This is a genomic window from Pseudomonas sp. WP18 (genome assembly GCF_036689585.1).
Taxonomy (GTDB): Bacteria; Pseudomonadota; Gammaproteobacteria; order Pseudomonadales; family Pseudomonadaceae; genus Aquipseudomonas; species Aquipseudomonas chlororaphis_E.
On sequence record NZ_CP144758.1, the window covers coordinates 235,384 to 258,463 of the forward strand.

Annotated in this window: 15 protein-coding genes; 12 read left to right on the plus strand and 3 right to left on the minus strand. The window is 64.5% G+C overall.

The features are described from left to right. Positions 1–236 precede the first annotated feature (236 nt). From V5F23_RS00990 to V5F23_RS01010, 5 genes are read left to right on the plus strand one after another with little or no spacing between them, the layout of a single operon-like run. Positions 237–1,082, plus strand: a complete 846-nt coding sequence (locus V5F23_RS00990; RefSeq protein WP_042732396.1) for a sulfotransferase — start codon at positions 237–239, stop codon at positions 1,080–1,082. Positions 1,083–1,134: 52 nt separating this feature from the next. After that, the gene (locus V5F23_RS00995; protein ID WP_338497310.1) at positions 1,135–8,373 is read left to right on the plus strand and encodes an Ig-like domain-containing protein; all 7,239 of its coding nucleotides are present in this window, start codon (positions 1,135–1,137) and stop codon (positions 8,371–8,373) included. A gap of 40 nt (positions 8,374–8,413) precedes the next feature. Further along, positions 8,414–9,925: a TolC family protein gene (locus V5F23_RS01000; protein ID WP_042731897.1), complete on the plus strand. Its 1,512-nt coding sequence runs from the start codon at positions 8,414–8,416 to the stop codon at positions 9,923–9,925. 15 nt (positions 9,926–9,940) lie between these two features. After that, a complete protein-coding gene (locus V5F23_RS01005; RefSeq protein WP_042731898.1) occupies positions 9,941–10,723 on the plus strand; it encodes an aspartyl/asparaginyl beta-hydroxylase domain-containing protein in 783 nt (260 codons plus the stop codon). Next, positions 10,711–11,652, plus strand: coding sequence for a sulfotransferase family protein (locus V5F23_RS01010; RefSeq protein ID WP_123578500.1), 942 nt, complete (start codon positions 10,711–10,713; stop codon positions 11,650–11,652). Before V5F23_RS01005 ends, V5F23_RS01010 begins: the two co-directional genes overlap by 13 nt. A 172-nt stretch (positions 11,653–11,824) precedes the next feature. On the opposite strand, the gene V5F23_RS01015 is transcribed toward V5F23_RS01010, so the two are convergent. Both V5F23_RS01015 and V5F23_RS01020 read right to left on the minus strand, forming a co-directional pair. Continuing rightward, the gene (locus tag V5F23_RS01015) at positions 11,825–12,586 is read right to left on the minus strand and encodes a slipin family protein (protein WP_042730291.1); all 762 of its coding nucleotides are present in this window, start codon (positions 12,584–12,586) and stop codon (positions 11,825–11,827) included. 1 nt (position 12,587) lies between these two features. Continuing rightward, positions 12,588–13,112, minus strand: coding sequence for an NfeD family protein (locus V5F23_RS01020; protein ID WP_042730290.1), 525 nt, complete (start codon positions 13,110–13,112; stop codon positions 12,588–12,590). A 148-nt stretch (positions 13,113–13,260) separates the two neighbouring features. On the opposite strand from V5F23_RS01020, the gene V5F23_RS01025 reads away from it, so the two are divergent. The 4 genes from V5F23_RS01025 (at position 13,261) to V5F23_RS01040 (ending at position 16,283) form a co-directional block, all read left to right on the plus strand. Further along, positions 13,261–13,506, plus strand: a complete 246-nt coding sequence (locus V5F23_RS01025) for a DUF2789 domain-containing protein (protein ID WP_042730289.1) — start codon at positions 13,261–13,263, stop codon at positions 13,504–13,506. A 126-nt stretch (positions 13,507–13,632) separates the two neighbouring features. Further along, on the plus strand, positions 13,633–14,214 hold the full coding sequence (locus V5F23_RS01030) for an alpha/beta hydrolase (RefSeq protein WP_042730288.1): 582 nt from the start codon (positions 13,633–13,635) through the stop codon (positions 14,212–14,214). A 70-nt stretch (positions 14,215–14,284) separates the two neighbouring features. Beyond that, complete coding sequence (locus V5F23_RS01035; RefSeq protein ID WP_053148900.1) at positions 14,285–15,220, plus strand: sigma 54-interacting transcriptional regulator; 936 nt, start codon at positions 14,285–14,287, stop codon at positions 15,218–15,220. A gap of 280 nt (positions 15,221–15,500) precedes the next feature. Beyond that, positions 15,501–16,283 (plus strand): MetQ/NlpA family ABC transporter substrate-binding protein, encoded by a 783-nt coding sequence (locus V5F23_RS01040; protein WP_042730286.1) that lies wholly within the window; start codon positions 15,501–15,503, stop codon positions 16,281–16,283. 294 nt (positions 16,284–16,577) lie between these two features. On the opposite strand, the gene V5F23_RS01045 is transcribed toward V5F23_RS01040, so the two are convergent. Continuing rightward, positions 16,578–17,738 carry an AAA family ATPase gene (locus V5F23_RS01045; RefSeq protein ID WP_042730285.1) on the minus strand — a complete coding sequence of 387 codons (1,161 nt, stop codon included), beginning with the start codon at positions 17,736–17,738 and terminating at the stop codon, positions 16,578–16,580. 105 nt (positions 17,739–17,843) lie between these two features. Here V5F23_RS01045 and V5F23_RS01050 point away from each other — a divergent pair, with 105 nt between their 5' ends. Genes V5F23_RS01050 through V5F23_RS01060 form a run of 3 tightly spaced genes read left to right on the plus strand, consistent with a single transcriptional unit; the run spans position 17,844 to position 23,052 of the window. Next, positions 17,844–18,947: an efflux RND transporter periplasmic adaptor subunit gene (locus V5F23_RS01050; protein ID WP_042730284.1), complete on the plus strand. Its 1,104-nt coding sequence runs from the start codon at positions 17,844–17,846 to the stop codon at positions 18,945–18,947. Then, on the plus strand, positions 18,944–20,008 hold the full coding sequence (locus tag V5F23_RS01055; RefSeq protein ID WP_042730283.1) for an efflux RND transporter periplasmic adaptor subunit: 1,065 nt from the start codon (positions 18,944–18,946) through the stop codon (positions 20,006–20,008). The genes V5F23_RS01050 and V5F23_RS01055 overlap by 4 nt, the downstream gene beginning before the upstream one ends. Beyond that, positions 20,005–23,052 carry an efflux RND transporter permease subunit gene (locus V5F23_RS01060; RefSeq protein WP_212803251.1) on the plus strand — a complete coding sequence of 1,016 codons (3,048 nt, stop codon included), beginning with the start codon at positions 20,005–20,007 and terminating at the stop codon, positions 23,050–23,052. The genes V5F23_RS01055 and V5F23_RS01060 overlap by 4 nt, the downstream gene beginning before the upstream one ends. Positions 23,053–23,080: the final 28 nt, after the last annotated feature.

Sequence of the window (23,080 nt, forward strand, 5' to 3'; positions counted from 1 at the left end):
CAGCCCGACGCCTCCATTCCCTGGCCTGTCAACGCACGGCTGAGCGTAGACGGGGATGTCTGATTTTGCCGGGGGAGGCACGAGGAAAATTCTCCTGGATCGGCTAAAACGATTCAGTGGCGCCAGCGCCTCTACCGCCCATCTTTTTTGTAGGACAAAGTTAATTTGATATCAAAGTACTACTAGGCGGCGTTTGTTTCCTAAGCTACGCTTCGGACACAAAAGGACTACACACGGTGAAGGGATTGTCGCAGTTTCACTTTATTTCCGGCCTGCCGCGCTCAGGCTCGACCCTGCTGTCGGCGATTCTGCTGCAGAACCCGCGCTTTCACGCCGGCATGACCAGCCCCGTCGGTTCGCTGTTCAGCAGTGTGCTGCAACAATGCAGCGCCGGCAGCGAGTTTGGTTCGGTGATCGACACGGACCTGCGCCGCCGCCTGTTGCGCGGGCTGTTCGACTCCTACTACGCCGACAAGGCCGACAAACCCGTCATCTTCGACACCAATCGCCAGTGGTGCGCGCGCCTGCCGGCCCTGCAAGACCTGTTTCCCCAAGCCAAGACCATCGCCTGCGTGCGCAACGTCGCCTGGGTGCTCGACAGCCTGGAGCGGCTGTATCGCGCCAATCCCTTCGAGAACACCAAGCTGTTCAACGACGATGACGAACGCAACACCGTCTACAGCCGGTGCGAAACCCTGGCCCAGCGCAACCGCCTGGTGGGGTTTGCCTGGACAGCGCTCAAGGAAGCCTATTACGGCGAGCACGCCGAGTCGCTGTTGATCGTCGATTACGACCTGCTGAGCCAGGCGCCCGAGCGGGTGATGCGGCTGGTCTACGAGTTCATCGGCGAGCCCTGGTTCGAGCACGACTTCAATCACTTGACCTACGACGCACCGGCCTTCGACCAGGCCTTGGGCGTTGCCGGCCTGCACAAGGTCAAGCCCCAGGTCGCGCCGCAAGTGCGGCGGACCCTCCTGCCGCCGGACCTGTTCGAAAGATTTTCCGAGTTGTCGTTCTGGCGCGATGGGTCTGCCAGCGCGGCCAATGTCATCCGTATGAAAACCGACGCCGCGCTCAGCTGATCGCGGTTTTTTTCATTTGCGTGTTCAAGCAGTTCGAGTCCAGGTGAACGTCATGTGGTGGAGCAAAGGTAAATCGCGGGTAATCGAGGGCACCCAGGCCCTGGCATCGCCAATGATCATGTCGCTGGAGCCGCGCATGCTGTTCGACGGCGCGGTGGCCGCGACCGTGGCCGAAGCCGCGCAGCCGGAGGCCCATCCCACGGCTGACGCCGCCAAGGCGCCGACGGCCGACCAGCCTGCCGATACCCACGCGCCCCAGGGCCAGGTGGATGCCACCGAGGCGGCCGTTCCGGGCAAGTCCGTGGTGTTCATCGATTCGCGGGTCAAGGATGCGGCCAGTCTGCTCGATGGCGTCGCGGCCGGTACCCAGGTGGTGCAGCTCGATGCGACCAAGGACGGCCTGCAACAGATTGCCGACTACCTGGACAGCCACCAGGGCGTGAGCTCGGTGCAAATCATCGCCCACGGCAACGCCGGCGACTTGTGGTTGGGCAACGCCTACCTGTCGGCGGACAACGTGCAGGCCCGCAGCGAAGTGCTGGCGCAGATCGGCCAGGACATGAACGTCGGTGGCGACATCCTGATCTACGGCTGCTACACCGCCGAGGGCGACCGGGGCCTGGCGCTGGTCGATTCGCTGGCGCAGTTGACCGGCCGCGACGTGGCGGCCTCCAATGATCGCACAGGCCTGGGCGGCGACTGGGACCTGGAAATCGCCACCGGCACTATCGAAAGCACCAACGTGCTGTCCGCCAGCGCGATGAGCCAATACCAGTGGGGCCTCGCCACCTGGACCGCCACCAATAACGCCAACACCGGCGTGGGTTCGTTGCGTGCGGCCCTGGCTTCGGCGCAGAACGGTGACATCGTGACCTTCAGCAGCGGCATGACCGTCGCGCTGACCCAGGTGCTGGTGGTCAACAAGAACGTGACCATCGACGGCGACCTCAATAACGACAACGTGGCCGATGTCACCCTCGATGGGCAGTTCCGCACCCAGGTCCTCAACGTGACGTCCGGTACGACGGCGACCCTCGATGGCCTGGTGATTACCCGCGGCATGGTGGCGGGCGACGGGGGCAATGGCGGCGTCGATGCGGCGGTCGCCAAGGCCGGCGGGATCTACAACGCCGGGACCCTGACCATGCGCAACGTCACGGTCACCGCGAACGCTGCGTCGGGCGGTGGCGGCGGTGGCGGCGTGACGCCGCAATATGCCGGTGGTGGCGGCGGTGGTGGCGGGGCGGTCGGCAGCGGAACGGGTGGTCGGGGCGGCGATACGATCAATGCCACAGGCTCCGTTGGGTCGACCGGACAGGGCGGCGCCGGCGGTGGCTTCTTCAATATGGGCGGGCGGGGCGGCAATTCCACCGGTGGCGCCGGTGGTGCGGCGTATCCGGGCTACAGCACCGGATCGGCCGGCGGCACGGCGGCCAGCGCAGGCCTGTCCATTGGCGGCGGCGGTGGCGGTGACGGCTACAACGCCGTGGGCGGTGCGGGTGGCGGCGCGGTCGGTGGTATCTACAACGACACCGGCGCGACCCTGCGCATCATCGGCAACTCGGTGATCTCCAACAACATCGGCGCCGGTGGCGGCGGCGGTGGCGGTGGCGCCGGCGGTGGCTACACCCACACCGGTGGTGCGGGCGGCGTCGGCGTTGGCGCCATCTGGAACAAAGGCTCGATCCTGATCACCGCCGCCAACTTCGCGGCGCTGTCGGGTAACGTCGGCGGCAGCGGTACCGGCGGTGGCAGTGCCGGCTCTGCGGGTACTTCGCCGGCCTCGGTGGCGAACGTCTATGGCGATGGCGGGACCATCAACACCAACTATGTGCCGGACGTCACGCCACCGACCGCGACTGTCGTGGTGGCCAACCCCAACCTGAACTCCGGTGGCACGTCGCTGGTGACCATCACCTTCTCCGAAGCCGTGACGGGCCTCACCGCGTCCGACCTGACGGTGCAGAACGGCACCGTAGGCACCTTGAGCAGCAGCGACGGCGGCATCACCTGGACCGGCACGTTGACGGCGGCCAGCAACATTGCCGACACCACCAACGTGATCACCCTGGACAACACCGGCGTCGCCGACCTGGCCGGCAACGCCGGCGTGGGGACCACCACCTCGAACAACTACGTGGTCAACGACACCGTAGCGCCGACCGCGACCATCGTGGTGGCCGATACCACGCTCACCAGCGGCGAAACCTCGGCCGTGACCATCACCTTCAGCGAGGCGGTGACCGGCTTCACCGCTGCCGACCTGACGGTGGCGAACGGCACGATCACCGGCCTGAACAGCGCGGACGGCGGCATCACCTGGACCGCGACCCTGACGCCGACCGCCGATATCACCGATACCACTAACCTGGTGGTGCTGGACAAGACCGGTGTCGCCGACCTGTCCGGCAACGCCGGCGTGGGCACCACCAACTCCAACAACTACGCCATCGATACCCTGCGCCCGACCGCCACCATCGTGGTGGCCGATCCGTCGCTGAGCATCGGTGAAACGTCCCTGGTGACCATTACGTTCAATGAAGCGGTGACCAGTTTCACCACCGCCGACCTGACCGTCGCCAACGGCACGGTGACCGGGTTGAGCAGCAGCGACGGTGGCATCACCTGGACCGCGACCTTGACGCCGACCGCCAGCGTCAGTGACACCACCAACGTGATCACGCTCAACAGTGGCGCCGTTGTCGACCTGTCCGGCAACGCCAATCTGGGCACTGTCGACTCCAATAACTATGCGATCGACACGGCGCGTCCGACCGCCACCATCGTGGTGGCCGACCCTACACTGTCGGCCGGCGAAACTTCACTGGTGACCATTACCTTCAGCGAGGCCGTGAGCGGCTTTACCCTGGCCGACCTGACGGTCGCCAACGGCTCTCTGAGTGGCCTGAACAGCAGTGACGGCGGCATTACCTGGACCGCGACGCTCACACCGACCGCCAGCATCACCGACGCCACCAACCTGATCGTGCTGGCGAACACAGGCGTGTCCGACGCCGCCGGTAATGCCGGCAGCGGTACCACCAGTTCCAACAACTACGCCATCGACACCCAGCGCCCAACCGCCAGCATCGTCGTGGCCGATTCGGCGCTTAGCATTGGCGAAACGTCGTTGGTGACCATCACCTTCAACGAGGCGGTGACCGGCCTCACCACGGCCGACCTGACCGTGGCCAATGGCACCGTGTCCGCGCTGAGCAGCAGTGACGGCGGCATCACCTGGACCGGCACGCTGACCCCGACCGCCAGCATCAGTGACGCCAGCAACGTCATCACCCTGGACAACACCGGCGTGAGCGATGCCGCGGGCAACGCTGGCACCGGTACCACCAGCTCCAACAACTACGCCATCGACAACGTGCGGCCTACCGCGACGATCGTGGTCGCCGACAGCACCTTGAGCATCGGCGAGACGTCCCTGGTGACCATCACCTTCAGCGAAGCGGTGACGGGCTTCTCCCTGGCCGACCTGACGGCGGCGAACGGTGTCTTGAGCGGCCTGAGCACCAGCGACAACATCACCTACATCGCGACCTTCACCCCAAGCGCGAGCATCAGTGACACCACTAACCTGATCACCCTGGATAACACCGGTGTCGTGGACGGGGCGGGCAACGCCGGCACCGGCACCACCGATTCGAACAACTACGCCGTCGATACCCTGCGCCCGACCGCCACGATTGTGGTGGCGGACAACGCGCTGAGCGTTGGCGAAACGTCCCTGGTGACCATCACCTTCTCCGAAGCGGTCACAGGTTTCGACAACTCGGACCTGATCGTGGCCAACGGCACGCTCAGCGCGGTCAGCAGCAGCGACGGCGGCTTCACCTGGACCGCCACCCTGACCCCGAACCTGGGCGTCAGCGACGCCAGCAACCTGATCACCCTGAACAACACCGGTATCAGCGATGCGGCGGGCAATACCGGCAGCGGCACCACCAACTCCAACAACTACCAGGTCGACACCAACGTGCCCACGGCGACCATCGTGGTGGCCGATACGTCGCTGAGCATTGGTGAAACGTCCCTGGTGACCATCACCTTCAACGACGCCGTGAATGGCTTCGACAACAGCGACCTGACCATCAGCAACGGCACCCTGAGCAGTGTGAGCAGCTCTGACGGTGGCGTGACCTGGACCGCGACGTTCACCCCGAGCGTCGGCATTTCCGACACCAGCAATCTGATCACCCTGGACAACACCGGCGTGCGCAATGGCGCGAACAACGCCGGGGTCGGCACCACCGATTCGAACAACTATGCCATCGACACCGTGCGCCCAACGGCGACCATCGTCGTGGCCGACACGGCCATTGCCGCTGGCCAGACCTCACAGGTAACCATCACCTTCAACGAGGCGGTGACCGCGTTCACCAGCGCCGACCTGACGGTTGCCAACGGTGTGATCTCCGGCCTGAGCAGCAGTGACGGCGGCATCACCTGGACCGCGACCTTCACCCCGACCGCGGGCGTCACGGACACCAGCAACGTCATTTCGCTCAACAGCGGCGCCATCGCTGACTTGGCCGGCAACGTCAACGTCGGCACCACCGACTCGAACAACTACGGCGTCGATACGCTGCGCCCGACCGCCACCATTGTGGTGGCGGACAACGCGCTGAGCGTTGGCGAAACGTCCCTGGTGACCATCACCTTCTCCGAAGCGGTCACAGGTTTCGACAACTCGGACCTGAGCGTGGCCAACGGTACCCTGAGCGCGGTCAGCAGCAGCGATGGCGGTATCACTTGGACCGCGGTGTTCACCCCGGCCCTAGGCATCCGGGACACGACCAACCTCATCGTGCTGGACAACACCAGCTTGAGCGATGGGGCGGGCAATGCCGGAACCGGCGCGACCAGCTCCAATAACTACACCATCGACACCCAGGTACCGACCGCCACCATCGTGGTGGCCGATCCGTCGCTGAGCATCGGTGAAACCAGCCAGGTGACCATCACCTTCAACGAAGCGGTGAGCGGTTTCGACAACAGCGACCTGACCATCAGCAATGGCACGCTGAGCAACGTGTCGTCTTCCGACGGTGGCGTTACCTGGACGGCTACGTTCACACCGAGCGCGAGTGTTTCCGATACCAGCAACCTGATCACCCTGGACAACACCGGTGTCGTCAACGTCTCGGGCAACGCTGGTGTAGGCACCACCGATTCCAACAACTACGCCATCGACACCGTGCGTCCGAGCGCCACCATCGTTGTCGCCGACACGACCCTCGCCGCGGGCGAGACGTCGCTGGTGACCATCACATTCAGCGAAGCCGTGAGCGGCTTTACCATTGCCGACCTGAGTGTGGCCAACGGTACGGTCAGCGGCCTGACCAGCAGCGATGGCGGCATCACCTGGACGGCGACCTTCACCCCGAGTGCCGGCATTTCCGATACCAGCAACCTGATCACCCTGGACAACACCGGCGTGGCCGACCTGGCGGGCAACGCGGGCAGCGGCACTACCGATTCCAACAACTACGCCGTCGACACCCAGTTGCCGACCGCCACGATCGTGCTCAGCGATACGACGCTCCGGCCGGGTGAAACCGCGCAGGTGACCATCACCTTCAGCGAGGCGGTGACCGGTTTCACCAACGCCGACCTGACGGTGGCCAACGGCACCTTGAGCGCCGTCAGCAGCAGCGACGGCGGCCTGACCTGGACCGCCACGTTCACCCCGACCCAGGGAGTGAGCGACGCCACCAACCTGATCACCCTGGACAACACCGGGGTGAGCGACGCGGCGGGCAACGCGGGCGCGGGCACCACCGATTCGGCCAACTACGCGGTCGAGACCCGCGTGCCCACCGCCACGATCGTGGTGGCCGACAACGCCCTCAGGGTCGGTGAGACCTCGCTGGTGACCATCACCTTCTCGGAAGCGGTCAGCGGCTTCGACAACAGCGACCTGAACGTGAGCAACGGCACCCTGAGCAACGTTTCGTCCAGCGATGGCGGCGTGACCTGGACCGCGACGTTCACGCCGGCGAGCAACATCACCGACACCAGCAACCTGATCAGCCTGGATACCGCCGGCGTGGTCAGCGTCTCGGGCAACAGTGGGGTCGGGGTGGTGAACTCCAACAACTATGCGATCGACACGGTGCGCCCAGGCGCCACCATTACTCTGGCCGATACCCGCCTGGGCATCGGCCAGACCACCACCGTGACCATCAGCTTCACTGAAGCGGTGACCGGTTTCGACCTGTCGGACCTCAGCGTCGCCAATGGCGTGCTGTCCAACCTTGCCAGCAGCGACGGCGGCCTGACCTGGACCGCGACCCTGACGCCTACCGCGGGCGTCAACGATGCCACCAACCTGATCCTGCTGGACGCCAGCACGGTGCAGGACATTGCCGGCAACGCCGGTGTGGGCGTCGCGATCTCCAGCAACTACGCCCTCGACGCGACCCGGCCGACCGCGACCATCGTCGTGGCCGACTCGAACCTGACCGTGGGCGAGACGACCCAGGTGACGTTCACCTTCAGCGAAGCAGTGACCAATTTCGACCTGTCGGACCTCAGCGTCACCAACGGTGAACTGACCAACCTGACCACCAGCGATGGCGGCAGGACCTGGACGGCGACGTTCACGCCGACGGTGAACCTCACCGACCCGAGCAACTTCATCGCCCTGGACACCAGCAACGTCAGTGACCAGTCCGGCAACGCCGGGGCCAGCGTGGCGGTGTCCAACAACTACGCGATCGACACCGTGGTGCCCAACGATGTGAAGCCGCCACCGGAGTTTCTGGTGTCGGACCCGGTCACCGTGGTGCCTCCGACCGAGGTGCCGTTGCAACCGGTGGTCTTCACCCCGCCCACCGGCAACCTGGGCTCGCCGCTGGGCTTCCCGCCGCTGTTCGAACAGCGGGATGTGGGCGGTGGGCTGGATCCGATAGGCGATATCTTCATCAATCGCGGTGAACTGGCGCCGAGCTACATCGCCCAGGTCTTCAGCAGCGACGCTGCCGGCGATGGCTCGGGCCATGGGTTCCTGGGCTTTGGCGGTGGCGATGGCGGAGTGTTCGGCAGCAGCACGCTGGCGACGCTGTTCAACCACGACTCTGTGTCCGACAGCGAGTCGATGAACGCCTTCGGCAGCTCATCGATGCAGGGTGGCGATGTGTCCCAGGGGCTGCGTGGAATGTTTGGCGCACCGACCTTGGGCCAGCAACTGCAACACCTCAAGGACACAGAACAACGTCAGGTGGATAGCCTGGCAATGGCTTTGCAACAGGTCGGCATCAGCCAGGTGCAGGCCTGATAAAACTAAAAAATTGGGGCAGCCAGGGGCAATCCAGGGAATGAATAGAAGTCAGAAGTTATTCGCAGTCAGTGCGCTGGCGTTGGTGGTCAGCGGATGTGCCGTCACCAGTGAGCCGATCGATCGAAGCGTCAGCGAACAGCGCGCCCGAACCGATCTGCAGAACATGTACAAGGACCAGGAGCCCCTCAGTGGCCCGCTGACCCTGCACCAGGCCATGGCCCGTGCGGTGAAGTACAACCTTGAAGGCCGCTTGAAGATCATGGAGGAGGCCCTGGCCAAGCGGCAGCTGGACCTCGCCAGTTTCGACATGCTGCCGCGCATGGCACTGGATGCCGGCTATGTGGGCCGCAACAATGTCAGCGCCTCCAGTAGCCAGAGCGTCGAAACCGGTACCCAGTCCCTGGAACCGTCGACCTCCCAGGACCGCGACCGTGAGGTGGCGGACCTGACCATGGTCTGGAACGTGCTCGACTTCGGCGTGAGCTACATCAGCGCCAAGCAGGCCGGCGACCAGCGCCTGATCGTCCAGGAACGCCGGCGCAAGGTGATCAACACCATCGTCCAGGACGTGCGCTCGGCCTACTGGCGCGCCATGGCCGCCGAACGGCTGCTCAAACAGATCGACAGCCTGATGGCGCGGGTCGAGTCGGCGCGCGGCAACAGCCAGAGCATGAGCGAGCAACGCATCGGTGACCCGGTGCAGGCCCTGGGTTACCAGCGCTCGCTGATCCAGGCGACCCGCCAGCTCGAAGAGCAGCGCCGGGCGCTGTCGTTGGCCAAGACCGAACTGGCAACCTTGATCAACCTGCCCCTGGGCACCGAGCTGACCCTGGCGACCCAGGATGAGTACGAGATTCCGGAGCTCAAGGTCGACCTGTCCCGTCTCGAACAGGAAGCCCTGGCCAGCCGCCCGGAACTGCGCGAGCAGGACTACCAGACGCGCATCACCGCCGCTGAAACCCGCAAGGCCATGCTGCGCCTGTTGCCTGGGCTGGAGTTCTCCGCCGGCGGGCACTACGACAGCAACTCGTTCCTGGTGGAACAGGGCTGGGCCGACTACGGCGTGAAGGTCACCTGGAACCTGTTCAACGTGATCTCTGCCCCGGCGGCCATCGACGTCGCCAAGGCGGGCGAGGAAGTCGCTTCGGCGCGGCGCCAGGCAATGTCGATCGCGGTGCTGGCGCAGTTGTACGTGGCCAACGCCAACTATCGCGAGGCCCTGCGACAGTTCAAGACCAGCCAGCAGCTGTCGGACATCGACGGGCAGATCGTCGGCCAATTGCGCAGCCGTCACCAGGCCGCGGGCATTGGCGAGCTGGACCTGATCCAAGGTGAATTGAACACCTTGCAAGCTGATCTGCGCCGGGACCTGGCCTATGCCGACCTGCGCAACGCCTACGGCCAGATATTCGCCAGCGCCGGCCTCGACCCACTGCCCAACGAAGTGCAATCGACTGAGGTCCAGTCGATTGCCACGGCGTTGGCCAGCCGTGAAGCGGCGTGGGCCCAGGGCAATATCGCCGTACCGACGGCCGCGGTGCCCAAGTAACGGCGCGCGCCCAGGATGCGCCCGGCGTTTTCCCGGCTGCCGCTGACGGTTGACCTGCCATTGCTGTTGCAAGCCTTGGCAGGTGTTGCCGAGACGCGCTGGCAGGGCCATTTCAACAGCGCTTACTACAGCGGTGACTGGAGTGGCGTGGCGCTGATTACGCCGGCGGATGCCTTGACCGAATTGTCGCCGGGGCGCGGCCAGCCTGTGATCCGCGAGCCGTGGTCCAGGGATGAGCGATGGCAGGCGGCGCTGGGCGATTGGCCGCTTCAGATCGTATCGGCCCGGTTGTTGCGACTGGGGCCCGGTGGCTGCATCCACGAACATCGCGATTATGACCTGGGCGGGCCGGACGCCGACCTGCGCCTGCATGTGCCGTTGCTCAGCGCGCCGGGCGTGGACTTCTGGCTGGAGGGGCAAATCATTCCGATGGCGGCGGGCGAGTGCTGGTTTCTCGACCTGGCGCGTCCTCATCGGGTGGTCAATCGCAGCGCTTGGCCGCGGGTTCACCTGGTGCTCGATTGTCGCCCCGGCCCCTGGCTGGAGCAGCAGATTGCCGATGGGCTGCCCACCACGCCCGTGCCGGGCAACGGGCCAAGCGACCTGGCCCGGTTCCAGCAATGCGTGGCGGGCGACCCGAACCTCGCCCAGGCCCTGCAAGGCGTGCAGGACGTCGAGGCGTTCATCGAATGCGCCCTCGCCCTGGGTGCCCGGCAAGGCTTGCACTTCTCCCGAGAAGAATTGCGCACGGCCATGCGCCACGGTCGACGGCAGTGGAGCGATCAATGGAAGGCCTGAACCTGCAAGGCTGGCTGCCGATCCGCGTGTGGCAAGAGGCCGGGCAGTGGTGGGTCGACTGGTGCTGGTTCGGCGACAAGCCCTTGTCGCAACCTTTCTTTGGCGATGCCGTGGAAGACGCCTTGCGCCTGCCCTTCAACCAGGCGTTCCGGCGCCAGACTCCCTTGCACGCACTCGCCCAGTGGCAGCACCAGAGCCCGGGCCTCGCCCCCAGTGCGTTCATCTTCCATGCCTCGCGCTGCGGCTCGACGCTGATCAGCCAGATGCTGGCGCAGTTGGACGATCACATCGTCATCTCCGAACCGCCACCGCTGGATCGGTTGCTGCGCAGTGACCTGCCTGCCGCCGAACGTTGCGCGGCGCTCAAGGGCTTGCTGTCGGCCTACGGGCAGCCTCGACGCGGTGTGGAGCGACGATTGGTGATCAAGCTCGACGCCTGGAACATTGGTGAGCTGTCGCGGCTGCGGGAATGTTTTCCCGACACGCCCTGGCTGTTCGTGTACCGCGATCCGCTGGAAATCGCCGTGTCTCACCTGCGCCGCCCCGGCATGCACATGGTGCCGGGGATGATCGGCCCGAGCGTGCTGGACGACGGCGTGCTGTACACCAGCCCGGAAGATTTCATTGCGCGCAGGGTCGGGAAATTGCTGCAGGTTGGGCTTGAGCAGTGCCAGGCATTGGCCGCAGTGGCCGTGAACTACACCGAGTTGCCCGAGGCCATGGCGGGGAGGCTGGCGGATTTTTTCCAGCTTGATGAGGCGCAGCGCAGGCAAGCGTTCGCCACCGTGGGGCGACACGCCAAGCAGCCGGCGCAGGGGTTTACCGGGGATAGCGAAGAGAAGCGCCGGGAAGCGTCGGCGCTGTTGCGCGAGCTGGTCATGCGCTGGGCGCAGGGGCCCTATGAAGCGTTGAAGTCACTGCCCCCGTAGCGGGGAATCAAACCCGCTTTTGTGGCGAGGGGATTTATCCCCGTTGGGCTGCGAAGCAGCCCTAAAGCAGCGAACTCAATCTTCCTGGCACACCGAGCTGGCCGATTCGGGGCCGCTTCGCAGCCCAGCGGGGATAAATCCCCTCGCCACAGGGGGATGCTTGCTCTGTGGGTCAAGGCTTGTTCGGTGACAACTCAGCCATGCCCTTGAGCAACTCGATCGGCAGGGGGAAGACGATGGTGGAGGATTTGTCCCCGGCGATCGACCCCAGCGTCTGCATGTAGCGCAGCTGCATGGCACCCGGTTGGCGCCCGAGCATTTCAGCGGCCTGCATGAGTTTTTCCGAGGCTTGCAGCTCACCTTCGGCATGGATCACCTTGGCCCGGCGTTCCCGTTCGGCCTCGGCCTGGCGGGCGATGGCGCGGATCATCGACTCGTTGAGGTCCACGTGCTTGATCTCGACGTTCGCCACCTTGATGCCCCAGGCGTCGGTCTGGGCATCGAGCACTTGCTGGATGTCGCTGTTCAACTGCTCGCGCTCGGCCAGCAACTGGTCCAGGTCGTGTTTACCAAGGACCGCGCGCAACGTGGTCTGGGCCAGTTGGCTGGTGGCCATGAGGAAATTCTCGACCTGGATGATTGCCTTCTGTGGGTCGAGCACGCGGAAGTACAGCACCGCGTTGACCTTCACCGACACGTTGTCCCGGGTGATCACGTCCTGGGGCGGCACGTCGAGCACAATCGTGCGCAGGTCGACGCGGATCATCTGCTGCACCACCGGAATCAGCAGGATCAGCCCCGGCCCCTTGACCTGCCAGAACCGGCCCAGTTGGAACACCACTGCGCGTTCGTATTCGCGCAGGATCCGGAAGGTCGAGGCCGCCAGTGCGATGACCAGCAACAGCAGCAGCGTAAAACCGATCTGCATACCCATCTCATGCTCCTTGTGAATCAGCCGGGGCCACTTCCAGCAGCAGGCCTTTGCGGGCCATGACCCGCACCGCCTGCCCGGTTCGCAGCGGCGTGACGCAGTTCACCTGCCAGCGTTCGCCTTCCAGCTGGACCCAGCCATGATGGTGGTTGCCGGCCTGCAACGCGGTCACCGTCGTGACGTTGCCCAGCAGCGCAGCATCGCCGGTGACCGCTTGGCGTGGTCGGGTTTTCAGCGCCCGGATCACCAGCGCCACCAAGAGCAGGGCGCTGATCACGCCCAGGCCCATCATCAAGGGCACCGGGACCTCGGCGTTGGTCAGGATCACCGCGCCGATCACGCACAAGACAATCCCGCCCAGTCCGGCAATGCCGTAGTTGGGCAGCGCCGCCTCGGCGGCCAGCAAGGCCACGCCCACTGCGATCAGCCAGAAGCCCAGTGGATCGATCCCCGACGGCACCAGGCCATCGGCACCGAACGCGGGCCCGCTGATCGCCAGCAGCGCAACCGTCAACCAGTGAATGTTCACGGGATCCTCCGCAACGTGTCGTTGTCGGGATGTTTATTCAAAGTCTAGTCGAGTCGGGGCTGATTGAATTTTGATCAGTCTGGCGGTCGGCGAGGGGCTAGACTGCGAAGAAACACCCCGCCATCCCCATGATGTTCAGGAGGCCCGTATGCACACCCCAATTCACCCTCTTTCCTCATTATTCAAGCAACTGGGCTTGCCCGATGACGCTCAGGGTATTGATCAATTTATAACCAGCCATTCACCCCTCAAGCCTGAGCTGCACCTGGCCGATGCGTTTTTCTGGAGCGAGGGTCAGCGGCAGATGCTGCGCGACGAGCTCCTCGAGGATGCGGACTGGGCGGAAGTGATAGACCAGTTGGATGTGTTATTGCGCAAGGGGCGCAGCGAGTGATGCAGAAAACCTGTGGGAAATGACAATTATTCTTTATGGTTATTAATAAATAGCTTCTTATTCCTTAAATAATATAACTCTCCTCCCTATACTCGTCCGGGAACAGACACGCAGGAGAGCATCCCCATGCGCAACGAATCGATTCGCTACCTGATTGTGCCGGGCTGGCAAGGATCGCCGGAAAACCATTGGCAAACCCACTGGCAGAACAGCCTGCCCAACAGCGCCAGGGTCGAGCAGGCCGATTGGTTGACGCCTCGGCGCGAGGACTGGGTCGCGGCGCTGGCCGAGGCCATCGCCAGCGACAGCACGCCGGTCATCCTGATTGCCCACAGCCTGGGCTGCATCACGGTCGCCCATTGGGCCGCCACCGCGCCAGCGCAGTACCTGCGGCAAGTGCGCGGGGCGTTGCTGGTGGCCCCGGCGGATGTCGAGCGGCCGGCCTGCACCCCGGCGTTGCGCAATTTCGCGCCGATCCCCATGGACCTGCTGCCGTTTCCCAGCCAGGTGGTGGGCTCTGACAACGACCCTGCCGTGAGTGCCTCGCGGGCCCTGGAACTGGCGCGCCACTGGGGCGCCGAAGCCGGGATCCTGGGCGGGGCCGGGCACATCAATGTGAAGTCCGGCCACCAGCGCTGGGAGCAGGGTTTCGCCTATCTCTATCGCCTGCAGAACCGCATGGAGCATCACGCCCTGCGTCGCGCCTGACGCTGCGTTGTATCTGCCCTGAATTCAAGAGTGCCCCTCCGTCTGCCGGCGGTATGGCGCGGAGACTGCCATGAGTTTGCATGAAACCTTCGGTCAGCCATTGCTGACCTTTCCCGAGGCGGAAAAAAGCCCCCTGAGCATCCGCGCCAAGGCGCTGGTGTTCGTCGATCCACGTTCGCGCCAGTTGCGCCAGGCCCTGGAGCAACTGGCGCCGCGGGCGATCTCGGTGCTGATACGCGGTGAAACCGGCACCGGCAAGGAGTTGCTGGCCCGGCACATCCATCGCGAAAGCGAGCGCGGCGGGTTGTTCGTGTCCGTCAACTGCGGCGCCATCAGCCCGACCTACGCCGATGCCGAACTGTTCGGCTATGCCGCCGGCAGCTACAGCGGTTCGGCCAGCAGCCGGGCCGGTTGGTTCGGTTCGGCCAACGGCGGCACCCTGTACCTGGATGAGATCGGCGATTTGCCGCTGCCGATCCAGGTCAAGTTGCTCGCCGCCCTGGAAAACCATGAAGTCACTCGCGTCGGTGCGCACCAACCCAGCCCGGTGGACGTACGCCTGGTCGCGGCCACCAGCATCGACCTGGCGCAGGCGGTGGAGGCCGGGAAATTTCATCAGCGGCTCTACCATTACCTCAGCGAAGGGCACCTGGAACTGCCGGCCCTGCGCGAACGGGTGGGCGATATCCTGTCCCTGGCCGAGTACTTCCTGGGCATCTACAGCCAGCGCCTTGGCCTGGCGGTGCCGCTGATCAGCGAGGCAGCCCAGCGCGCGCTGGAGCGACACAGTTGGCCGGGGAACACCCGCGAGCTGGAGAACGTCATTCATTTTGCGTTGCTGGTCAGCACCGGGGAGGAGATCCTGCCGGAACATTTGAACCTGCCGGCGCAGCCATCGGTGCTGGCGCTGATCGAGCAGCAGGTGGCGCAGGTCATTGCTCGTGGTACCGACACTGAACGCACGGCGCTCAAAGCGCTGCTCGCCCGGCTGGACCAAGCGTTATAAAACCTGTGGCGAGGGCGCTGGCGCCCGCTCGGTTGCGCAGCAGCCATAATATTTTCAGGGCCGCTTCGCCCCAGACGTCGGACCGTCCCAGCGGGAGCAAGCTCCCTCGCCACGGTCGGTTATTTATATGAGCAAAATGAATATGAACTTGAATAAAAGATATTGTTAAGGCATAAAAAATATCGGTATTGTCCGTCTCACGCCAGCGATAGCACTTCGCTGGCACTCTCACTTTCTGGCTGTCGCCGCGGGCGACGGTGATTCTCGATAAGGACACTGCATGAAAAAGGTTCTGTTGTTTACCGCATTGGCGGCAGCCCTGACTTCGGGCCTGGCCCAGGCGGCGGAAAAACTGGTCGTGGCCGCCACCCCGGTGCCCCACGCCGAGATCCTCGAACTGATCAAGCCGGCCCTGGCCAAGGAAGGCGTGGACCTGCAAATCAAGGTCTTCACCGACTACGTGCAACCCAACGTACAGGTCGACCAGAAGCGCCTGGACGCCAACTACTTCCAGACCCTGCCGTACCTCAAGAGCTTCAACGAAGGCAAAGGCACCAACCTGGTGACCGTTATCGGCGTGCACGTCGAACCCTTCGGCGGCTACTCGAAGAAAGTCAAAAGCCTGGCCGAGCTCAAAGACGGCGCCACCATTGCCATCCCCAACGAAGGCAGCAACAGCGGTCGCGCCTTGATCCTGCTGCAGAAGGCGGGCCTGATCGAGCTCAAGGATCCGAAGAACGCCCTGGCCACGCCGAAAGACATCGCCAAGAACCCGCACAACTTCAAGTTCAAGGAGCTGGAATCGGCCATGCTGCCGCGTGTGCTGGACCAGGTCGACCTGGACATGATCAACACCAACTACGCCCTGGAAGCGGGTCTGAACCCGGCCAAGGATGCTTTGGTGATCGAAGGTTCGGATTCGCCTTACGTGAACTTCCTGGTGGCACGTCCTGACAACAAGGACAGCCCGGCCATCCAGAAACTGGCCAAGGCCCTGACCAGCCCTGAAGTGAAGGCGTTCATCGAGCAGAAATACAGCGGCGCGGTATTGCCGGCGTTCTGATCGAGCCAAGCTGACGCGTTTGTGGCGAGGGGATTGATCCGCTCGCCACAATGGCACATCGATTCTGCTGCGCTACGCAGCTCTGTTCTTCAGCGCTCGGCGCAGGGCCACGAGCAGTTTGACCACGTCTTGCGGGGCGAGTGGTTGGGGGGCTTTCACGTTGGCCATTCAATTCTCCTTGTGTGTGTCGCCAGAGAAACTGGCGGTTGGCTGCGTTTCCTTGGCGGGCGATCAAACCCGTCCTGCAGCGCAAGGAAAATAGTCCCCCTGCAACGCTTGTGCAAATCCTGCCGGTCAATCCGGCCAGTTCCAGGCCGGCATATCCAGCATTCCCTGGCCCACCACTGCGGTCTGTCCCAGGTCTTTTTCCAGCACGATGCAATTGCAGTCCTCGTCTTGTTGCAAGGCGGCGATCAGGCGCGTGGCATGGGACACGACCCAGATCTGGCAATTGGCCGAGGCGCGGATGATCAAGCGTGCCAGGGCCGGTAGCAGATCGGGGTGCAGGCTGGTTTCAGGTTCGTTGAGCACCATCAGCGACGGCGGTCGCGGTGTGAGCAGGGCGGCGACCAGCAACAGGTAGCGCAGGGTGCCGTCCGACAGTTCGGCGGCGGACAGCGGACGCAGCAGGCCGTGCTGCTGGAACGCGATCGCGAAACGCCCACCTTGGAGTTTTTCGATGTGCAGCCGGGCGCCAGGGAACGCATCGCCAATGGTGGCGTGCAACGCCTCGACGTCGCCGATCTCAAGGATGGTCTGCAGGGCGGCGGCCAGGTCGCGGCCGTCGTGGTGCAGCACCGGCGTGCGAGTGCCCAGTTGTGGCTGGCGTACCGGGGCGTCGGCGTCGCTGCGAAAGTGGTCGTAGAAGCGCCAGCGTCGGATGAATTCGCGCATCTGGAACACCTCCGGCGAGGAGCGCAAGCTGCCGACCTGATCGAACAGGCTGTCGAAGGTGGGCGTGTGCTGGGCCAGTACATCCCAGGCGCGGCCTTCGCGGGCACGGATCATTGGCCCGTTGCGGTCCACCAGCAGGCTGGCGGGACGAAAGACCGGGCCGGCCCAGATGCATTCGCGCTTGATTTCAGGGTCCAGTGAAAACGCCGAGAGGCTGGGCTCCGGCAGGCCCAGGGCGATCGAATAGCTGAAGTCTTCCCCGGCAAAGCCCAGGCGCAGGCGCTTGGTGCCCTGGCGCACGATGCCCTGCACAGGCACATCGCCGCTGCGCATGCGTCGGCTGATTTCCTCCGGCCCGGCCCAGAAGGTCGAGTCCAGGCCACCTTCGCGGGCCAGGGCGTTGACCACGCCACCCTGCGCGGTTTCAGCCAGCAGGCGCAGGGCGCGGTACAGATTGGACTTGCCGCTGCCATTGGGGCCGGTGATCAGGTTCAGCCGCCCCAAGGGGATCACCAGCTTGTTGATGGAGCGGTAGTTGGCCACCGCGAGTGTTCTGAGCATGGGCGATTTCCTGCTGTCGGGTTAGCGTCTGTGCATCCGTGGAACCCTGTTCTAAGCTCACAGTCGTATCGTCACTGGCACGTTCGTGCAATGCAAGGAGTCTGCATGGCTGGTCCTCGAATCAAACGGGTTGTTGGCTTGGCCTTGTGTGCGTTGTTGGCGGGATGCGGTGATGAAAAACCTGTTGAAAAAGCCTTGCCACGGGTCTTCGTGCAGCAGGTCGTGCCCAGCGAATATGCGGCCTCGGTGACGCTGACCGGTGATGTCCAGGCGCGGGTGCAGACCGACCTTTCGTTTCGCGTTGGCGGCAAGATCATCGAGCGCAAGGTGGATGTCGGCGACCGGGTTTCGGCACGACAAGTGCTCGCCCGCCTCGATCCGCGGGACTTGCAGACCAACGTCGACTCCGCCGAGGCCCAGGTGGCCGCCGAGCAGGCGCGGGTCAAGCAGAGTGCGGCAGCGTTCGTGCGCCAGCAGAAACTCTTGCCCAAGGGCTACACCAGCCAGAGCGAATACGACGCGGCCCAGGCGCAGTTGCGCAGCAGCCAGAGTGCCTTGACCGCGGCCCAGGCCCAGTTGGCCAATGCCCGCGAACAGTTGAGCTACACCGCGCTGGTCGCCGAGGCGCCGGGCATCATCACGGCGCGCCAGGCCGAGGTGGGGCAGGTGGTGCAGGCCACCGAGCCGATTTTCAGCCTGGCCCAGGACGGCGCGCGCGACGCGGTGTTCAACATCTACGAATCGCTGTTGCGTGAACCACCCTCGGATCCGGCGATTGTCATCAGCCTGCTGGACAACCCGGCCGTCCAGACCACGGGCAAGGTGCGCGAAATCACTCCGGCGGTGTCCGCCCAGACCGGCACGGTGCAGGTCAAGGTCACCCTCGATGACCTGCCCGAAGGCATGCGCCTGGGGTCGGTGGTCAGCGCCACGGCCAAATCCGCGGGCCAGACCGCCGTCGAGCTGCCCTGGTCGGCGTTGACCAAGAACCTCAGCGAGCCGGCCGTGTGGCTGGTGGACGGCGAGGGCAAGGCGCAACTGCATTCGGTCACCGTCGGTCGTTACCTGACCGGCAAGGTCATCATCAGCGACGGGCTCAAGGGCGGCGAGAACGTCGTCACTGCCGGCGGGCAGTTGCTGCACCCCGGCGTTCGCGTCGAGATCGCTGAAAACACCGCCGCGAAACCCCCGACAGGAGCCCAGCCATGAAAGGTCCATGGACGCTCCTGATGACGCTGCTGCTGGTCGCCTGTTCGAAGGAAGAAGCCCCGCCCGAGCCGGTACGCCCGGTGCTGTCCGTTGAAGTGCAGGCCCTGGACCAACAGGCTCTCGGACGCTTTGCCGGGAACATCCAGGCGCGCTACGAGACCAACGTGGGTTTCCGCGTGCCCGGGCGAATCGCCAGGCGCAATGTCGATGTCGGCGCCGAAGTGAAGAAGGGCGACCTGCTCGCCACCCTCGACCCCACCGACCAGCAGAACCAGTTGCTTGCCGCCCAGGGCGACTTGGCGCGGATCGAGGCGCAGTACATCAATGCCCAGGCCAATGCCCGCCGCCAGCAGCAATTGTTCGACCGTGGCGTCGGTGCCCAGGCGCAACTGGACATCGCCCAGACCGACCTGAAGACCACCGGGGCCTCGCTAGAACAGGCCAAGGCAGCGGTGCAACAGGCCCGTGATCAACTCAACTACAGCGAGCTGCACACCGATCACGATGCGGTGGTCACGGCCTGGAATGCCGAAGCCGGGCAGGTGGTCACCGCCGGCCAGCAAGTGGTGACCCTGGCTCGCCCGGACATCAAGGAAGCGGTGATCGACCTGCCGGCCGACTTGGTCGACCGGCTGCCCGCCGGCGTCGTATTCGAAGTTGCCGCGCAGCTGGATCCGGCCACCCGCACCACCGCCACCGTCCGCGAGATCGAACCCCAGGCCCAGAGTGCAACGCGCACGCGTCGCGCGCGACTGACGCTGGCCGAGACGCCGCCGGGCTTTCGCCTGGGCACGGCCATCAGCGTCACCCTGAGTTCGGCCATTGAACCGCGGATCGAGCTGCCCCTCAGTGCGCTGCAAGAGGTCGATGGCAAGGCCCGGATCTGGCTGATCGACCCGCAGAACCAAACGGTCTCGCCTCGCGACGTGCGGATCATCGAGCGTTCGGCGGACTCGGTGCTGGTCGCCAATGGCATCAAGCCGGGCGACCGCGTGGTCAGCGCCGGCGTGAACAGCCTCAAGCCGGGGCAGAAAGTGAAACTCGACGAGGACGCACGATGAAAGGGCCTTTCAACTTATCCGAATGGGCCCTGCGGCATCAGTCGTTCGTCTGGTACCTGATGTTCGTCGCGTTGCTGATGGGGGTGTTTTCCTACCTTAACCTGGGGCGCGAAGAAGACCCTTCGTTCACCATCAAGACCATGGTCATCCAGACCCGTTGGCCCGGTGCGACCCAGGAAGAAACCCTCAAGCAGGTCACCGACCGCATCGAGAAGAAACTCGAAGAGCTCGACTCCCTCGACTACGTCAAGAGCTACACCCGTCCGGGGGAATCGACGGTGTTCGTGTACCTGCGCGATACCACCAGTGCCAAGGACATTCCCGAGATCTGGTACCAGGTGCGCAAGAAGATCAACGACATTCGTGGCGACTTCCCCGAAGGCCTGCAAGGCCCGGGGTTCAACGACGAGTTCGGTGACGTGTACGGTTCGGTGTATGCCTTCACCGGCGACGGCTTGTCGATGCGCCAGTTGCGCGACTACGTGGAGCAGGTCCGTGCCGAAATCCGCGACGTGCCAGGCCTGGGCAAGGTGGAGATGATCGGCGAGCAGGACGAAGTGCTGTACCTGAACTTCTCCACGCGCAAACTCGCCGCACTGGGCATCGACCAGCGCCAGGTGGTGCAGAGCCTGCAATCGCAGAACGCGGTGACGCCCGCCGGGGTGATCGACGCCGGTCCCGAGCGGATTTCCGTGCGCACGTCGGGGCAGTTCCAATCGGAAAAAGACCTGGCCAACGTCAACCTGCGGCTCAACGACCGGTTCTACCGCCTGGCTGACGTCGCCGACATCAGTCGCGGCTACGTCGACCCGGCCACGCCGATGTTCCGCTTCAACGGCACGCCAGCCATCGGCCTGGCCATCGCCATGAAGAAGGGCGGCAATATCCAGGCATTCGGCAAGGCCCTGCATGCGCGCATGAACGAACTGACGGCCGACCTGCCGGTCGGCGTCGGCGTGCACACCGTGTCGGACCAGGCCGAAGTGGTGGAGGAGGCCGTCGGCGGCTTCACCAGCGCGTTGTTCGAGGCGGTGATCATCGTGCTGGTGGTCAGTTTCATCAGCCTGGGCATACGCGCCGGACTGGTGGTGGCCTGCTCGATCCCGCTGGTGCTGGCGATGGTCTTCCTCTTCATGGAGTACAGCGGCATTACCATGCAGCGGATCTCCCTCGGGGCGTTGATCATCGCCCTGGGGCTGCTGGTGGACGACGCCATGATCACCGTGGAGATGATGGTCACGCGTCTGGAGAAAGGCGACAGCAAGGACCAGGCCGCCACCTTCGCCTATACCTCCACTGCGTTCCCGATGCTCACCGGGACCCTGGTGACCGTGGCCGGTTTCGTGCCCATCGGCCTGAACGCCAGCTCCGCCGGCGAGTACACCTTCACCCTGTTCGCGGTCATCGCCGTGGCGATGCTGGTGTCCTGGATCGTCGCGGTACTGTTCGCCCCGGTGATCGGCGTGCACATCCTGAGCACCAACGTGAAGCCCCACAGCGCCGAGCCGGGCCGGATCGGCCGGGCGTTCAACGGCGGCCTGTTGTGGGCGATGCGCAATCGCTGGTGGGCCATCGGCATTACGGTGCTGTTGTTCGTGCTGGCGGTGTTTTGCATGCGCTTCGTGCAGAACCAGTTCTTCCCGTCCTCGGACCGGCCGGAAATCCTGGTGGACCTGAACTTGCCGCAAAATGCCTCGATGGACGAGACGCGCCGGGCGGTCGATCGCCTGGAAGCGAGCCTCAAGGGCGACCCGGACATCGAGCGCTGGAGCACCTACATCGGCGAAGGCGCGATTCGCTTCTACCTGCCCCTGGACCAGCAGTTGCAGAACCCGTACTACGCGCAGCTGGTGATCGTCAGCAAGGGCCTGGAGTCGCGCACGGCCCTCACCGAGCGCCTGCAAAAGCGCTTGCGCGAGGACTTCGTCGGCATCGGCAGCTACGTGCAAGCCCTGGAAATGGGCCCGCCGGTGGGCCGGCCGATCCAGTACCGGGTCAGCGGCAAGGACATCGACCAGGTGCGCAAACACGCCATCGAACTGGCCACCGAACTGGACAAGAACTCGCACATCGGCGAGATCATTTACGACTGGAACGAGCCGGGCAAGGTGCTGCGCATCGACATTGCCCAGGACAAGGCGCGGCAACTCGGCTTGTCCTCCGATGACGTCGCCCGGCTGATGAACAGCATCGTCAGTGGCTCGCCCGTGACCCAGGTCGACGACGATATCTACCTGATCGACGTGGTGGGGCGTGCCGTCGACGCCGAGCGCGGTTCGCCGGAAACCTTGCAGAACCTGCAGATTGTCACCCCCGGCGGCGCCTCGATCCCGCTGTTGGCGTTCGCCACCGTGCGCTATGAGCTGGAGCAGCCACTGGTGTGGCGGCGCGACCGCAAGCCGACCATCACCATTAAGGCCGCGGTGCGCGACGAAATCCAGCCCACTGACCTGGTCAAGCAACTGCAGCCGGACATCGACAAGTTCGCCGCCGGCTTGCCAGCGGGCTACAAAGTCGCCACGGGCGGTACGGTGGAGGAAAGCAGCAAGGCCCAGGGGCCGATTGCCAGTGTCGTGCCGCTGATGCTGTTCCTGATGGCGACTTTCCTGATGATCCAGCTGCACAGCGTGCAGAAGCTGTTCCTGGTGGCGAGCGTGGCGCCCCTGGGCCTGATCGGCGTGGTCCTGGCGCTGGTGCCGACGGGCACGCCCATGGGCTTCGTGGCGATCCTGGGGATCCTGGCGCTGATCGGCATCATCATCCGCAACTCGGTGATCCTGGTGACCCAGATCGATGAGTATGAGCGCGACGGCTACGAGCCCTGGGATGCCGTGGTGGAGGCCACCGAGCACCGGCGCCGGCCGATCCTGCTCACGGCCGCTGCCGCCAGCCTGGGGATGATCCCGATTGCCCGCGAAGTGTTCTGGGGGCCGATGGCCTACGCGATGATCGGCGGGATCATCATCGCCACGCTGCTGACGCTGTTGTTCCTGCCGGCGCTGTATGTGGCCTGGTACAAGATCCGCGAGCCCAAGCGCGATTGAAGGGGCTGTTCTCGGCCCTTGTGGCGAG